The sequence below is a fragment of the Pseudomonas sp. TE4620 genome, from assembly GCF_056279045.1.
In genome coordinates, this window is the sequence record NZ_JBWBQO010000001.1 from 3,800,231 (window position 1) to 3,814,863 (window position 14,633).

The 14,633-nt window shown below is 64.1% G+C and carries 14 protein-coding genes; 6 read left to right on the top strand and 8 right to left on the bottom strand.

What is annotated here, in order from left to right:
- Positions 1-6 precede the first annotated feature (6 nt).
- The 4 genes from ACZ9A3_RS17585 to dinG all read right to left on the bottom strand — a co-directional run bounded on the left by ACZ9A3_RS17585 (position 7) and on the right by dinG (position 6,823).
- Complete coding sequence (locus tag ACZ9A3_RS17585) at positions 7-987, bottom strand: OmpA family protein (RefSeq protein ID WP_093380189.1); 981 nt, start codon at positions 985-987, stop codon at positions 7-9.
- 99 nt (positions 988-1,086) lie between these two features.
- The gene (locus ACZ9A3_RS17590; protein WP_476252952.1) at positions 1,087-2,232 is read right to left on the bottom strand and encodes a serine hydrolase domain-containing protein; all 1,146 of its coding nucleotides are present in this window, start codon (positions 2,230-2,232) and stop codon (positions 1,087-1,089) included.
- 107 nt (positions 2,233-2,339) lie between these two features.
- Positions 2,340-4,598, bottom strand: a complete 2,259-nt coding sequence (locus ACZ9A3_RS17595; protein WP_476252953.1) for a beta-agarase — start codon at positions 4,596-4,598, stop codon at positions 2,340-2,342.
- An 80-nt stretch (positions 4,599-4,678) separates the two neighbouring features.
- Positions 4,679-6,823: an ATP-dependent DNA helicase DinG gene (gene dinG, locus ACZ9A3_RS17600; protein ID WP_045197794.1), complete on the bottom strand. Its 2,145-nt coding sequence runs from the start codon at positions 6,821-6,823 to the stop codon at positions 4,679-4,681.
- A 96-nt stretch (positions 6,824-6,919) separates the two neighbouring features.
- Between dinG and ACZ9A3_RS17605 the strand changes: the two genes are divergently transcribed.
- Entirely contained in the window at positions 6,920-7,378 is a 459-nt protein-coding gene (locus ACZ9A3_RS17605; protein WP_401289372.1) for a CopD family protein, read from the top strand.
- A gap of 70 nt (positions 7,379-7,448) precedes the next feature.
- Here the strand turns inward: ACZ9A3_RS17605 and ACZ9A3_RS17610 are convergent, their stop codons facing one another.
- From ACZ9A3_RS17610 to ACZ9A3_RS17625, 4 genes are all read right to left on the bottom strand, one after another.
- On the bottom strand, positions 7,449-8,207 hold the full coding sequence (locus tag ACZ9A3_RS17610) for a collagen-like protein (RefSeq protein ID WP_213603447.1): 759 nt from the start codon (positions 8,205-8,207) through the stop codon (positions 7,449-7,451).
- Positions 8,200-8,475 carry a DUF1145 domain-containing protein gene (locus ACZ9A3_RS17615; RefSeq protein WP_045197789.1) on the bottom strand — a complete coding sequence of 92 codons (276 nt, stop codon included), beginning with the start codon at positions 8,473-8,475 and terminating at the stop codon, positions 8,200-8,202. Before ACZ9A3_RS17615 ends, ACZ9A3_RS17610 begins: the two co-directional genes overlap by 8 nt.
- A gap of 109 nt (positions 8,476-8,584) precedes the next feature.
- A complete protein-coding gene (locus ACZ9A3_RS17620; protein ID WP_093380174.1) occupies positions 8,585-9,304 on the bottom strand; it encodes a PA1041 family peptidoglycan-binding anchor lipoprotein in 720 nt (239 codons plus the stop codon).
- Between the two features lie 90 nt (positions 9,305-9,394).
- A complete protein-coding gene (locus ACZ9A3_RS17625) occupies positions 9,395-10,087 on the bottom strand; it encodes a PA1041 family peptidoglycan-binding anchor lipoprotein (protein ID WP_045197785.1) in 693 nt (230 codons plus the stop codon).
- A gap of 160 nt (positions 10,088-10,247) precedes the next feature.
- Here ACZ9A3_RS17625 and ACZ9A3_RS17630 point away from each other — a divergent pair, with 160 nt between their 5' ends.
- The 5 genes from ACZ9A3_RS17630 (at position 10,248) to ACZ9A3_RS17650 (ending at position 14,523) form a co-directional block, all read left to right on the top strand.
- Positions 10,248-10,742, top strand: a complete 495-nt coding sequence (locus tag ACZ9A3_RS17630) for a DUF6231 family protein (protein WP_093380171.1) — start codon at positions 10,248-10,250, stop codon at positions 10,740-10,742.
- A gap of 4 nt (positions 10,743-10,746) precedes the next feature.
- Entirely contained in the window at positions 10,747-11,223 is a 477-nt protein-coding gene (locus tag ACZ9A3_RS17635) for a YchJ family protein (protein WP_045197781.1), read from the top strand.
- A gap of 4 nt (positions 11,224-11,227) precedes the next feature.
- A complete protein-coding gene (locus tag ACZ9A3_RS17640) occupies positions 11,228-11,698 on the top strand; it encodes an LEA/WHy family protein (protein WP_258594645.1) in 471 nt (156 codons plus the stop codon).
- A 6-nt stretch (positions 11,699-11,704) separates the two neighbouring features.
- Positions 11,705-11,905 carry an SEC-C metal-binding domain-containing protein gene (locus tag ACZ9A3_RS17645; protein WP_010221064.1) on the top strand — a complete coding sequence of 67 codons (201 nt, stop codon included), beginning with the start codon at positions 11,705-11,707 and terminating at the stop codon, positions 11,903-11,905.
- A 176-nt stretch (positions 11,906-12,081) separates the two neighbouring features.
- Positions 12,082-14,523 carry a penicillin acylase family protein gene (locus ACZ9A3_RS17650; RefSeq protein ID WP_476252954.1) on the top strand — a complete coding sequence of 814 codons (2,442 nt, stop codon included), beginning with the start codon at positions 12,082-12,084 and terminating at the stop codon, positions 14,521-14,523.
- Positions 14,524-14,633 lie beyond the last annotated feature (110 nt).

Here is a 14,633-nt window from a genome sequence, read left to right on the forward strand (position 1 = left end):
TGACGATCAGTTAGTCTTCGCAGGGCTGGTGTTGGCGGCGACTTTTTTCGCCACCGGTGCCGCCGCCTTCTTCGCCGCAGGCTTGGCGGCAGGCTTCTTGGCAGCGGCCTTGGCCGGCGCGGCTTTCTTGGCCACAGTGGCCTTTTTCGCTGGCGCCTTGGCTGCAGGCTTGGCAGCCGGTTTCGCTGCAGCCTTGGCCGGAGCCTTGGCATCCTGTACGGCAACCAGTTCGGCCGGGCTCGGGGTTGGCTGCTTGTACTTGGCCAGCAGGGCAACCATGGTGTTCTGCGGGGTCAGTACCAGTTCAACGCGACGGTTCAAGGCGCGGCCTTCAACGCTGTCGTTGGCGGCACGCGGCATTTGCGAGCCCATGCCGCGCAGCATCAGGCGATCACGCTCCAGGCCGCTGAGGCGGAAGATCGCCGCCACGGAACCGGCGCGCTCCTGGCTGAGTTTGGTGTTGGTGGCGGCAACACCGCTGGTGTCGGCATGCCCCAGGACCAGCACGGCAGTCTGCTTGTCGGCCTCGACGGCTTTGGCTACGCGAGTGATCGGGCCGAGGGTGACCGGCAGCAGCATCGCTGGGCGATCCGGGTTGTAGGAGCTGTCGACCGGCACGGTCACGACCAATACGTCTTCACGGCGCTCGACTTCGAACTTGCTGTCCTTGATCGCTTCGCGCAGCTTTGGCTCGTAGCTGTCGAGCCAGGCCTGGGTGGCCTTGTGGTCGATTTTCGGTACGGCAGCGGTCTTGCCCTTGGCGTCGTCACCAAACGGCCACCACCAGCGGCTGGCGCTTTCCGACTTGGCGTCGGCCTTGGCGACTTTTTCGGTGACCACTTCCTTAACTTCCTTGTCGACGACCTGGTCCGAGCCAAACGGCCACCAGTTGAAGCCGGCATCTGCGGCGCCATCTTTCTGAGGATGCTGCGCGCAGCCGGTCACGGCCAGGCACAGGGCGAGAGCTAAGGATTTATGCGAAGACATCAGCGATACACCATGAAAATGAAAGAAATTTGGCCCAGCAATGCAGGGCTTTGGAATTCAGAATAGCCAAAGGGTTCAGGCCCCATGGGGGTTAACCGATCAAAGGCAGCTGGCCAATACCCGCACCAGCTTCTGCGCCCGAGGGTCCATAAGCACGTAAGGGCCCAGGGTATTGGTAACAAAACCAAAGGAAACATCGTGTTCCGGATCGGCAAAGCCCACCGAACCGCCCGCCCCCGGGTGACCGAAGGCGCGCGCGCCCAGACCAAAGGTCGCGTTGGCGACGCTCGGCTGGTCAAGCATGCAGCCAAGACCGAAACGGGTCGAGGTCAACAAGGTCCGATCCTGGCCAAGGCTGTGCTCGCGGGTCAGCTCATCGAGCAGCTCCGACTCCAGCAAACTGCCATCGAGCAGGCCTGCGTAGAAACCGGCGAGGCTGCGGGCGTTGCCGTGGCCGTTGGCCGCCGGTTGCTGCATGCGCCGCCACTCGGGTTTGTTGACGCTGGTAAGCATCCCCGGCGGGTTGGTAAAGGCCCGGGTCGACAGGGCTTGCGGCTCGCGCAGGGTGACCTGGAGCAGGCGCTGGGCCGCCTCGTCGCCCATGTTGCCTTTGCTGCGGGCGATATGCGCAACGCGGGGGAAGTCTTCTTCGCCAAGGCCGATATGAAAGTCCAGGCCCAGCGGCCTGGCCGTGCGGGCAACGATCGATTCGCCTGGCTCGCGGCCATCGGCACGGCGAATCAGTTCGCCGATCAACCAGCCAAAGGTAATGGCCGCATAGCCGTGGGCCGTACCCGGGGTCCACCACGGTGATTCGCCAGCCAGTGCCTGGACCATGGCGTGCCAGTCGTAGAGGGCTTCGGCCGGCATCAGCTCACGCAGGGCCGGCACACCGGCGCGATGGCTGAGCAGTTGCCGCAAGGTGATCGATTGCTTGTCGGCCTGGGCGAACTCCGGCCAGTACCGCGCCACCGGCGCATCCAGGGCCAGCTTGCCTTCGCCGACCAGCTGCAGGGCGGTTACGGCGGTGAACATCTTGGTGCAGGAGAACAGGTTGGCAATGGTATCGCTGTGCCAGGCCTCGGCGCCGTCTTTATCGGCGCTGCCGGCCCAGAGGTCGATGACGGTTTCGCCGCCAACCTGGATGCACAGCGCCGCGCCACGCTCCTGAGGAGCGTCGAACAGCGCCGCAAAGGCTTCACGTACCGCTTCAAACTTAAGCTCGTAATGACCCTGAATCTGCACCCAGCAACTCCCGCGAAACCGGCTTATCAAATGGCTGTGCATTGTTTCAGCCTGCGCACGATTTGGGAACAGACAGAAGCCGGGCGGTGCATGCCCGGCAGCAGGTGTCAGGGAGTCTTCGGCGCTTTTTCCGGGGTCACCAGGGTTTTACCGAACTGTTCCTGGGTTTGCAGATTGCTCCTGCGCACGCCGTCGACAAAGCCCTGGAACGGTACATTGGTAATGCCGACCAGGCCGAAATGGCCGTTCTCGCCATCGAGCAGGCGCCCGCTGGCAGGTTGGTCGAGGTACTGGAACCAGTGCACACCGACGATTGACGGTTCATCCAGCGCGGCCTTGATGAAGCTGGCATAGGCCGGCGCCCTGCCCTCTTCCTTGGCCACCTCCATCGGCCCCGGCCAGAACGGGCCACGGTCGCGGGAACCGAACTGGAACTCGGAGACCAGCACCGGCTTGTCCAGCGCCTTGAGCTGGTTGAAGTCGTAGCCGTCCTGCGGTTTGGGCGTGTAGAAATTGAAGCTGATGACGTCGCAGTACTCGGCACAGGCGCCGACTGCTTCCGGGGTGCTCACGGCATAACGGCCGCCAAGCAACAGATGATTGGGCGCATGCCACTTCAGCGAGTCGGAAATGGTCTTGAAATAGGTTTCGGCGAAGACCTTCTGGAAGTATTTGAAGTCGGCCTCGATTTCCGGGTGCTCAGGGCTTGGCAGCGGCGGTTCGAACCCTGGGTCTTCCATCAGCTCCCAAGCGGGCAGATCGATGCCCCAGGCCTTGGACAGGCCGGCCTGGTTGCGGTACTTGTCGCGCAACTGCTTGAGGAAGGCACGCTTGGCCGGTACATCGGTGGTCAGGCGCAAGGTGCCGTAGGCCAGGGCGTAGCGGGCCTTGGGATCGTCACCGGGGGCGGCCCAGGCCAGCTCGTTGTCGGCAAAGTAGCCGATCAGCCAGGGGTCGTCGCGGTGATCGCGGGCGGCAATCGCCACCGCACGCTCGGTGGCCATGGCAAAGCGCGGGTCGAACGGGTCAGGCATGCCGCCCCACCAGTCCATGCCGGTGCTGATGCTGGTGTAGTCACCAACGATCGACAGCGGCAAGGTGTACGGCATGCGGTTGGCCTGGCCAAGCGTCGGCTCGCTCCAGTTGCCCAGGGTATTGAAGCCCCAGGCTTGCAGGCGGTCGAGGGTGTGGCCCTGCCAGCGCTGCTTGTCGAAGCTGGCGGGTGGACAGTCCACCGCCGCGCCTTTGTCACTGGCCGCCACCGGCGTGCATGGGGTGGAGTGGCTGCGCTCGATGTTGGCGGCATAGAAGTCGAACCAGCGCCCCTGGTTGAAGTTGCGACCACGGGCCGAGCCATTGCCGTCGTTGTTGTTGCCTTCACCGTAGAACTGCGCCAGCGCCTCACCTGCTTGCGGCAGTGCGCTGAACATGCTCTCGCGCCCTGCCACATAGGTGCGGCCACCGTCGGCTGCCACGGTGTTGACGCCCAGGGAATAGAACGGATGGCCTTCGGGGGTCACCAGGTACCAGCGACCTTCGCGTTTCTCGGTGCGAAAGAAGCCCTTGGCCTCGAACGCCGGGCCTTCGCTGATGCCACCGAACTTGTCGAGCTTGAGCTTGCTGCGTTCGCCCAGCCAGCCTTTGAGCTGCAGCTGTTCGCGGCCGGCGGCGGCCTTGAGCTGGTCATCGCTGACGATCTTTTCCGGCCAGCGACCGCGGGTCGACTGGCCATAGCCGTCGATCAGGCCGGTGTACACGGCCTTTTGCAGTTGCTCGTCATCCTGGGTGCCGACGCGCTCGATGAGGATGCTCTGGGCGACGTTGGGCTTGTTCATCGACAAGGTCACCGACACCACCTGCTTGAGATCGACCTCGCCAGCGCTGCTGGTCAGCAGTACCCGCTGGCCCTCGTGCACCCAAGGCATCGGCGGCCCGGCGCGCATGCCCTGGCTCAGCGGCGAACTGGCCTTGAGCGGTACATAGACGGTTTGCGCCGGGCCCGCCGGCAGGTCGATGCGGCTGGTGAGGGTCTTGCCGTCGCTGCTTAGCACCGTGACATCGACGGTCAGCGCCCAGTCCATGGCGCTTTGCAGACGCAAGGTCAGGGCCGTGGCGCTGGACCAGTCCCAGGCCCCGGCCTGCGGAGTCAGGCGCAGCTTGGGCTGCGCCACCGGGTTGAACACCACGCGGCGCAGCACCTCGCCCTCGGCCGTCTGCTCTGCATTGTACTGCGGCAGGCTGGCATCTTCGGTCAGCACATTGACCACGGCGGCCGGGCGAACGAAGCTGAACAGCGTCTGTTGCCCAGCCAGCAACGGCGTGCTGAACAACAGTGCGAATACGGCAGGCAAGGTACGGCGAATCATAGGGCTGGAGCTCTCCTTGAGGGCCCATGGGGCCTTGAACTGAGTGATAGACAACGCCCGGAGCATTGCGCTCCGGGTTTTCAGGAAATTTCCCGGCGAAACGGTGGCAACGCATTGAGAATAGCCTTGCCGTAGCGCTGGGTGACCACCCGCCGGTCAAGCAGGGTGATGGTGCCGCGGTCCTCTTCGGTGCGCAGCAGCCGCCCGCAGGCCTGGATCAGCCGCAACGAGGCGTCCGGCACGGCAATTTCCATGAACGGGTTGCCACCACGGGCCTCGATCCATTCGGCCAGGGCGGCTTCGACCGGGTCATCCGGCACGGCGAAAGGAATCTTGGCGATCACCACGTGCTCGCAATATGCGCCCGGCAGGTCGACGCCTTCGGCGAAGCTGGCGAGGCCGAACAGCACGCTGGAATCACCGCCATCGACCCGCGCCTTGTGCTTGTTGAGGGTTTCCTGCTTGGACAGGTTGCCCTGGATGAACACCTGCTTGCGCCAGTCGCGGTCCAGGCCATCGAACACGTCCTGCATCTGCTTGCGCGAGGAAAACAGCACCAGCGAACCGCGCGAGCCTTCCACCAGCTCCGGCAGGTCGCGGATGATCGCCGCGGTGTGGGCGGCGGCATCGCGCGGGTCGGCACGCAGGTCTGGCACCCGCAGCACGCCGGCGTCAACGTGGTGGAAGGGGCTCGGCACAACACTGGTAACGGCGGTCTTGGGCAGCCCGGCACGCATGCGAAAACGATCGAACTTGCCCAGTGCCGTCAGAGTCGCCGAGGTCACCAGGGCGCCGTGGGCGACGTTCCACAGGTTGCGCCGAAGCATTTCGGCGGCAAGGATCGGGCTGGCATTGACCTCGATATCGAACAACGCGCCGCTTTCGGCCAGGGTCAGCCAGCGGGCCATGGGCGGGCTGTCTTCCGGGTCTTCGGCGGTGAAGGCGGTCCACAACTCCCAGTTGCCCTGGGCGCGCATCAGCAGGCTGCCGAACAGCGGGTACCACTCCTCGGCCTGATGGCTGGCGATGCCGATATTGACCTCGCCATCCATGCCTTCCTTGAGCAGCTCGGTCAGGCGGGTGAACAGGTCGCTGAGGCGCGAAAAGCCCTTTTTCAGCTCGATGCCCATCTCGCGCATGTGCTCAGGCACCACGCCGCCTTCGAAACGATGACGAGGCCGCTCACGGCCTTCCATGTCTTCGCCCGGGCGGAAATCGGCAACCTGCTCGCAGGCGCTGAACATGAACTGCTGCTGGGCCTTGATCTCACGGGCCAGCTCCGGCACCTGCTCGATAAATTTGCCCAGGTCGCCCGGCAGCGGATGCTGGGCCAGCAGCTTGGTCAGGTTCTTGGCGGTTTGCTCGAGCCAGTCGGCAGTCGAGCGCAAACGGGTGTAATGGGCGAAATGGCCGATGGCCTTGTCGGGCAGGTGGTGGCCTTCGTCGAATACATAGATGGTGTCGCGCGGGTCCGGCAGCACGGCGCCGCCGCCCAGGGCCAGGTCGGCGAGAACCATGTCGTGGTTGGTGACGATTACATCGACCTTGCCCATGCCTTCGCGGGCCTTGTAGAAGGTGCACTGGCCGAAGTTCGGGCAATGGCGCCCGGTGCACTGGCTGTGGTCGGTGGTCAGGCGCGCCCAGTCCTGGTCTTCCAGAGCCTGGGGCCAGCTGTCACGATCGCCATCCCAGCGGTTGCCGGCGAGCTTTTCGATCATGCTGGTAAAGAGCTTCTGGCTGGCCTCGTCGACCTCGATCCGGAAGCCTTCTTCCTCGAACAGCTGGGCAGTGGCCGATTGCGCCTGGCCTTCCTGCAGCAGCACGTCGAGTTTCGACAGGCACAAGTAGCGGCCACGGCCCTTGGCCAGGGCGAAGCTGAAATTGAGGCCGCTGTTGCGCATCAGGTCGGGCAGGTCCTTGAAGACGATCTGCTCCTGCAGGGCAACCGTGGCGGTGGCGATCACCAGGCGCTTGCCGGCCGCCTTGGCCGCCGGAATCGAGGCCAGGCTGTAGGCCACTGTCTTGCCAGTACCGGTGCCGGCCTCGACCGCGACCACCGCTGGTTCACCGACGCGCCGGCCTTCGTCGTCACAGTCGATATCGCCGAGCACCTTGGCCACTTCGGCAATCATCAGACGCTGGCCGTAGCGCGGCTTGAGGCTCTTGGCTTCGAGAAAACGCGAATAGGCGCCCTGAATCGTGGTTTTGAGTTCGTTGCTGATCATGGTGTCGGGCGCCCGAAGGGCTGGATAAATTTTCAGTGTTTCGATTGGGTCGCTATCATACCCCGCTATTGCCCTTTGCGCCGAATGGAGATCCCCATGCCCGTCTTTGCCCTGTCTTACAGCCTGCATGTTCTGGCCGCCCTGGTGTGGGTCGGGGGGATGTTCTTTGCCTGGCTGATCCTGCGCCCGGCGGCGGTTGCAGCCCTGGAAGGCCCCGCTCGCCTACGCCTGTGGGTAGAAGTGTTTCAGCGTTTTTTTGGCTGGGTATGGATCGCAATCGCGGTGCTGGCGATCAGCGGCATGTTCATGGTCAACACCCGTTTTGCCAGCTTCGAGACCACGCCACGGCATGTCCAGGTGATGATCGGCGGTGCGATTGCGATGTTTGCCGTGTTCTTTCGTGTCCAGTCGTTGCTGTTCCCGGAACTGCGCCAGGCGGTGCAGGCTGAGGACTGGCCGGCGGGCGCGGCGGTGATGGCGAGGATTCGGCGGATGGTCGGGCTCAACCTGGTGCTGGGGATTGCGGTGGTGCTGTCGGGTGGGGTGCTGTGGTGAACCAGGTCAAGGGGCTGCTTTGCAGCCCGTCGCCGGCAAAGCCGGCTCCAACAGGGGCCGGCGCGTGCTTTTACAGGCGCTGCAAGATCAACTCTCCAACTGCACCCGCCGCTCCCGGCTGACCCGCAGCCCCAGGTTTGCCTGCCGCACCACCCGCAGTGCTGTACACCAGGCAGCCCTTGCTTGCGCCACCGGCCCCCGGCTTGCCGGCTGCACCCGCCACGCCTGGCGCACCGCCATCAAGCTGGACCACGATGCGCTCAGCAGGAAAACCTGCCGGCAACGCCAGCCGCACCCGGCCACCCGGCGCGCCGTCATGGCCATTGCCACCGTTGTCGCCATTGGCGCCGCGGCTGGCCTGGCCCCAGGTGCAGCCCCCCGGCTTGCCATTGGCGCCATCAAGGCCGACATAACCCGGCGCACCGGCGCCGCCACGGGCATCAATGGCCAGGGTCGAGGCTTTGAGCTCATGCAGTTGCAATTCCAGGTTGCGCCCGGCCTTTGCCGCTTTTTCGTAAGTGCCCGGGGCACCATGGGCAACGATCTGGCTGCCCTCGCCGAAGCTGGCCCGTTGCACTTCAAGCTGCAGGGTGGTTTCGGCCGGCACGATGGCAATTCGCGCCTCCTGGCCCAGGTGCAACTCATCGATCCTGAGATCGACCAGGCTGGCGGGCAGCACCAGGGTGGCGGAATCAGCAACCTCCAGGCGCTGCAAATGCACGACGCTGGCCTTGTTTGGCAGGCGCAGCACCGAATGGGCCGCCACGCTGATGGCGTCGGCCAGGGCCAGGGGGCTGAACAACGCAGCCAGAATGATCAATTTACGCATTAGCAGCTTCCTTGCGGGGTGCCGGAATTGAAAGAACATGAAAAATACCGACCAGCAGGATCTGCAAGCGATCGAACCAACGATGGCTGCGCTCACGCAGGCAACCATTGAACATCAATACTTCCAGCAAGTGCAGGCCAAGCAGGGCGGCACCGGCGGCATTGATCAGCAGGTGGAAGGGGTGCTCCAGCGGTATCAGCAAATTGACCAGTACCACCCACCAGAACACCACGGTCAGGGCCTTGGCCAGCCCCAGTAACCCTTGCATAGGCGCCCCCCGTTGTTATTTTTCGGTGGCGATGCCAGGGGTGCTGGCATCGCCTGCAACAGTAACGGCTGACACGCTCCTTGTGCCAGTCCTTGTGTCAGTGGCCCGATCAATTAAGGTGCAGTTCCACCCTGCGGTTCTGCGCCCGCCCGGCATCAGTGTCGTTATCGGCAACCGGCTGGCTTTCACCCTGGCCCTGGCTGGTGACCTTGGCGGGCGACAGGCCCTGGCTGATCAGGTACTCGGCAACACTGCTGGCTCGCCGTTCGGACAGCGCCTGGTTGTAGGCGTCCGAGCCCTGGCTGTCGGTATGGCCGACGACTTTGACGCTGGTTACATTGGCGCCATTGAGCTTGCTGGTCAGCGCCTGCAACTGCTGTTGGGCCGCGCTGGTCAACTGCGCCGAGTCAAAGGCGAACATCACCGCGCCCTGGTCGCTGAGGGTAATCACTTCCGAGGTCGGTGCAGGCTCCGGCGCTTTCTGGCTCGCTGGGTATTGCGGCAGCGGGCAACCGGTATGGCTGACCGGGGTGTTGGCCGGCGTGTCGGGGCAGAGGTCGCGACGGTCGAACACGCCGTCTTCATCCTCGTCACCGTCCTGGGCATAACAGATCAGGCCGCCGGCAATCGCGCCGGCAGCACCGGCACCGGCTGCCCAGGCGGAACTTTCGATGGCACCCAGACCGCCACCGACCAGACCGCCAAGCAGGCTGCAGATAGGCCAGGTCCTTTGATTGAGTGGGGCGCTGCCATCGCTGTGGGTCGCACAACCGGAGAGCAGGCTTGCGGCCAGAAGGACCGGCAGTGTGGCCTTGAAGAGAACACTCATGAGAATTGCTCCTGTGTCACCGGCCTCTACCGGTCACACAGGAGTAAAGACCGGCCTGCGGTACTTCTCAAGCCGCAGGCCGCTGGCGCTTCAGCGCTCGATGCGAATTTCCGTACGACGGTTCTGCGCCCGGCCATCGGCAGTGGCGTTGTCGGCAACCGGCTGGGTCTCACCGGCACCGCGCACCGAGACGAAGCTGGCACGTGGCACGCCGCTCTCGATCAGGTATTCGGTGACCGAATGCGCGCGGCGCTCCGAGAGTTTCTGGTTATAGGCATCGGAGCCTTTGCTGTCGGTGTGGCCAGTGACACTCAAGCGCGCGCTCGCCGCTTCGTTTTTCAGGCGCGTGGCAATGGTATTGAGGCGCTCCTTGTCGGTTGCGGTCAGCTTGGCCGAATCGAACTCGAAGTGAACATCGCGAATGACAATGACCTCTTCCTTGACCACGGCGACTTCTTCGACCACGGCGACAGGCTCCGGCGGGCATCCGTTGGCATCGACCTGCACGCCACGTGGCGTGCCCGGGCACTTGTCGCGGCTGTCCGGCACGCCATCGCCGTCTTCGTCGCCATCGCCGTGGGCCCAGCAGTAACCGGCGGCCATGCCCGCGCCAAGCAGCGCGCCCCAGCCTGCCCAGCTGGAGCTCTCGATAGCGCCCAGGGCTGCGCCGCCTACGCCCCCGACGGCAGCACACTTCGGCCAGTCGGTTTTTTGCAAACCTGCACAACCAGTCAACACGCTGGTTAGCAGAACCAGAGGTAATGCTGTGCGTACTATGCTCATTTTGTTGCATCTCCTAGGGGGAATCGGTGCAAAACCGATGCTCTGGGAGTAAAGACCGCCTCATTGATATCCGCCAGCAATAGGCCATGATGCGGCGCCGCGGCACTATGCCAAGTGGCGCCAGACCGTTAGTCTTGCCCCATCTGACCGAGGATTCCCGATGATGGACGGTTTTTCCCAGCGCACCCCGCAACAGGCCCTGGCCGCCCTGCTTGATCGCTATGCGCCACAACGCCTGCTATTGATAGGTGAGCGCTTTCCGGCTCTGGAGGCTTTCGCCCAGGCGCACCCGCAGGCGCAAATCGCCGTGGCCAACCCCGGCGCTCTGCCGGCCGAGCTTGCGGCGCAACGCTTCGACCTGGCGCTGCTGGTCGATTGCCTCGAGCACCTGAGCAAACGCGATGGCCTGCAATTGCTCGGCGGCATCCGCAACCTCAATGCCAGCCGCGTGGCGGTGCTGGCCGACCTGAGCGCCTGCGATTGGCAAGAAACCGACTTCTTCGCCCTGGCCCTGCAAGCCAGTGAAAAATTCCAGCGCGATGCGCAGGTTTTGAACCTGTTCACCTATGATCTACGTGAATACAAACAGGTCCCGGACTGGCTCAACGCCAAGTTCTGGGCCAACCCGGAAAATTTTGGCAAGTACTGGTGGTGAAGCAATGAGTGTCTCGGTTTGTCCTTGCGGTAGCGGCGATCTGCTCGATACCTGCTGCGGGCATTATCACGCTGGGCTCCCCGCCCCCGACGCGCAGACCCTGATGCGTTCGCGCTACAGCGCCTACGTGCTGGGGCTGGTCGACTATCTGGTGACCACCACCCTGCCAGCGCAGCAAGCCGGGCTCGACCGCGAGGCGATCCGCAACTGGAGCCAGCAGAGCACCTGGCTGGGCCTTGAAGTCGAAGGCGCCGAGGTGTTCGGCGGCAAGCCCGAACATGCCTTTGTCACCTTTACCGCTCGCTGGCACGACAGCGATGGCGAGCATTGCCATCGCGAACGCTCGGCCTTTGTGCAGAACCACGGCCGCTGGTACTTCATTGACCCGACCGTCGGCCTCAAGGCCACGCGCAACGATCCCTGCCCATGCGAAAGCGGGCAGAAGTTCAAGAAGTGCTGCTCCAGTTACCTGGGTAGCTGAGCTGATGGCCCGCCTGCTGCTGATCAGCGCTCTGCTCCTGCAACTGGCGGGCTGCGCCAGCTGGCTGGACAGCGACTACCAGGACCCACAGGTGCATCTGCTCAAGGTTGAACCGCTGAAGATGCGCCTGCTGCAGCAGGAATTCGTACTGCATGTCCAGGTCGACAACCCCAACGACAGCCGCCTGTTCATCCGTTACCTGGGCTACAAGGTGCTGATCAACGACCTGCCGTTGACCGAAGGCGAGGCCAGCCTGTGGCGCAGTGTCGGCCCGCACGCGCGGCGCATCTTCAAGATCCCGGTGCGCACCAACCTCTGGCAGCAGGTCAAACCCCTGGCCAAACTGCTCAAAGGCAGCGAAGGCCCACTGCGCTATCGCCTGGAAGGTGAGATGAGCAGCGGATTATTCTTCGCCCGCGACCTGCACTTGTCGCGCAGTGGTGAGATAATTCCCGGCGATCTTATTCCGGAGTAACCCAAGATGACCCAGCAACCCCATGTCCATGGCCCTGACTGCAACCACGATCATGATCATCACGACCATGACCATGGCCATGTACACGGCCCGCACTGCAACCACGGCCACCAGGAGCCGGTGCGCAACGCCCTGAAGGACGTCGGCCGCAACGATCCGTGCCCATGCGGCAGCAGCAAGAAGTTCAAGAAGTGCCACGGCGCCTGATCGCGGCCTTTTGCTAGTGGTCGGCGCTTGCGCAGTACGCCGGCGCGACCGCTAGCTCCCCTGCCGGCCCGACGCCTCGTCAGCTGGTGAAAATAAAGGCTGCGCCCCGCTTGCATGGTGTGATCGCGCTCACTAACGTAGCGCCTTTTACCGCCACGCCCTGCAGGAGCCTGATCATGGCCGCGCCAGCCCTTCCCCCTTTTACCCCCCGGTTCGGCGTAGTCGCTGCGATGCTCGGGCTGCTCAGCCTGGGTGGCTGCCAGATGGCCGGCCAGCGCGACAGCGTGCTGCCTGCCACGGGCGTGCAACCGCTCAAAGGCCTGGCACAGAATGTGTCGGTGCGCCGCAACGCCCTGGGCATGCCGCTGATCGAATCGAACAACTTCCACGACGCGCTGTTCGCCCTGGGCTATATCCACGCCGGTGACCGCATCGGGCAGATGGTTGGCATGCGCCTGCTGGCTCAAGGCCGGCTGGCGGAAATGGCCGGTGCCGACGTGCTGGAAGTCGACCGCCTGATGCGCGCGGCCAACCTCAAGGCCAGCGCCAACCAGCTGTATGCCGATGCCTCGCCACGCCTCAAGCGTTTCTTCGAGGTGTATGCCCGTGGCGTCAACGCTTATATGTTCCGCTACCGCGACAAGCTGCCGGCACCATTGGCGCAAAGCGGCTACCGTCCGGAATACTGGAAGCCCGAGGACTCGGCGCTGATCTTCTGCCTGTACAACTTCAGCCAGTCGGTCAACCTGCAGGAAGAACTCGCAGCCCTGGGCCTGGCGCAAAAAGTCGGTACCGACAAACTGGCCTGGCTGCTGCCAAGCTACCCTGACGAACCGCTGGCGCTGAGCGAAACCGACAAGCTCAAAGGCCTGAACCTGAACACCCAGCTCGCGGGCCTGGCACCGTTGACCGCAGTCAGCGAGCAACTGGCCGCACTCAACCTGCTCGGCAGCGCCGGCTCGAGCAACTGGGCGATTGCCCCGCAGCGCAGCCGCAGCGGCAAGAGCCTGATGGCCAGCGATACCCTTGGTGCCTGGGCGATGAGCCCGGTGCAGATCCGTTCGCCCAAGTACCAGGCCGCTGGCGTATCCATCGCCGGCCTGCCGCTGGTGCTTTCAGGCTACAACGGCAAGCTGGCCTGGAGCGCCAGCGCGGTGATGGCAGACAACCAGGACCTGTTCCTGGAAAAACTGCGCAAGGAAGGCAGCCGCCTGATGTACCAGGCCGACGGTAAATGGCTGCCAGCCCAGGCCCGCAACGAAACCTTCTTCATCAAGGGCCAGCGCCCGCTGCGTGAAACCCTGTACGACACCCGCCACGGCACCCTGCTCGGCCAGCCGCAGAACGCCAGCCTGGGCCTGGCCCTGCGCATGCCCGAGCTCAAGGGCGACCAGAGCCTGGATGCGTTCTTCAACCTGTCGCGGGCGCAGAATGTCGAGCGCGCCTTCGACAACACCCGCGAGATTGGCGCTGCGGCGCTGAACTTCGTATTTGCCGACGCCAGCAATATCGGCTGGCAGGTCAGCGGGCGCTTCCCCAACCGCCGCGAGGGCCAGGGCCTGCTGCCGTCGCCGGGCTGGGACGGTCGCTACGACTGGGACGGCTACGCCGACCCGATGCTCCACCCCTACGACCAGGACCCGCCCCAAGGCTGGATCGGCAATGCCAACCAGCGCAGCGTGCCCAAAGGCTATGGCATGCAGCTGTCCAACAGCTGGTACTACCCCGAGCGTGCCGAGCGCCTGGCGCAACTGGCCGGCAACGGCAAGCACGACAGCCGCAGCCTGATGCTGATGCAAAGCGACCAGACCACGCTGTTTGCCGACAAGCTGAAGAAAATGTTCCAAGCCCCCGGCATGGCCCAACCGCTGAAGCAGGCAATCGACGCCCTGCCTGCCGAGCAACGGACCAAGGCACGCGAAGCCTACACCCGGTTGATGGCCTTCGACGGCCGACTGAGCACCACCTCGGCAGATGCCGCCCTGTACCAACTGTTCCTGCAGGAAAGCGCCAAGCTGACCTTCCTCGACGAGCTCGGCCCTGAATCCAGCCCGAGCTGGCAGGCTTTTGTCGGTAACGCCCGGCTGTCGTACTCGGCCCAGGCCGACCACTTGCTCGGCCGCGAAGACAGCCCGTTCTGGGACGATCAGAACACCGCGCAAAAAGAAGACAAGCCGGCCATTCTCGCCCGCAGCCTGGCAGCAGCAATCACTGCCGGCGAAGCGCAACTGGGCAATAATCAGCGCGCCTGGCAATGGGGCAAACTGCACCAGTACCGCTGGCCGGCGCCGACTTTTCATGGCCTGGGTGACGCGGTCAGTCGCGGCCCGCTGGCCACGGGCGGCGACCACAGCACCCTGAACCTTGCGCCCTACGCCTGGGGCAAGGACTTCAACGCACAACTGGCACCGTCGCTGCGCATGGTGGTGGACTTCGGCCAGATTGAACCGCTGCAACTGCAAAGCAGTAGCGGCCAGTCCGGCAACCCGGCCAGCCCGCACTTTGCCGATGGCCTGGATGCCTGGTTCAAGGGCCGCTACATGAGCCTGCCGCTGCAACCACAAAACTTCGACCGCGCCTACGGCAACAAGCGCCTGACCCTGGTACCGGGCAGGTAAAACCGCGCAATCCGCACGCGCAGCCGGTGCAATGCCGGCTGCGCTGATCCATATCAACAGCCCCCGCCGACAAATCCCTTACAACGAAACTGAGGCAGGTTTCGTTACCT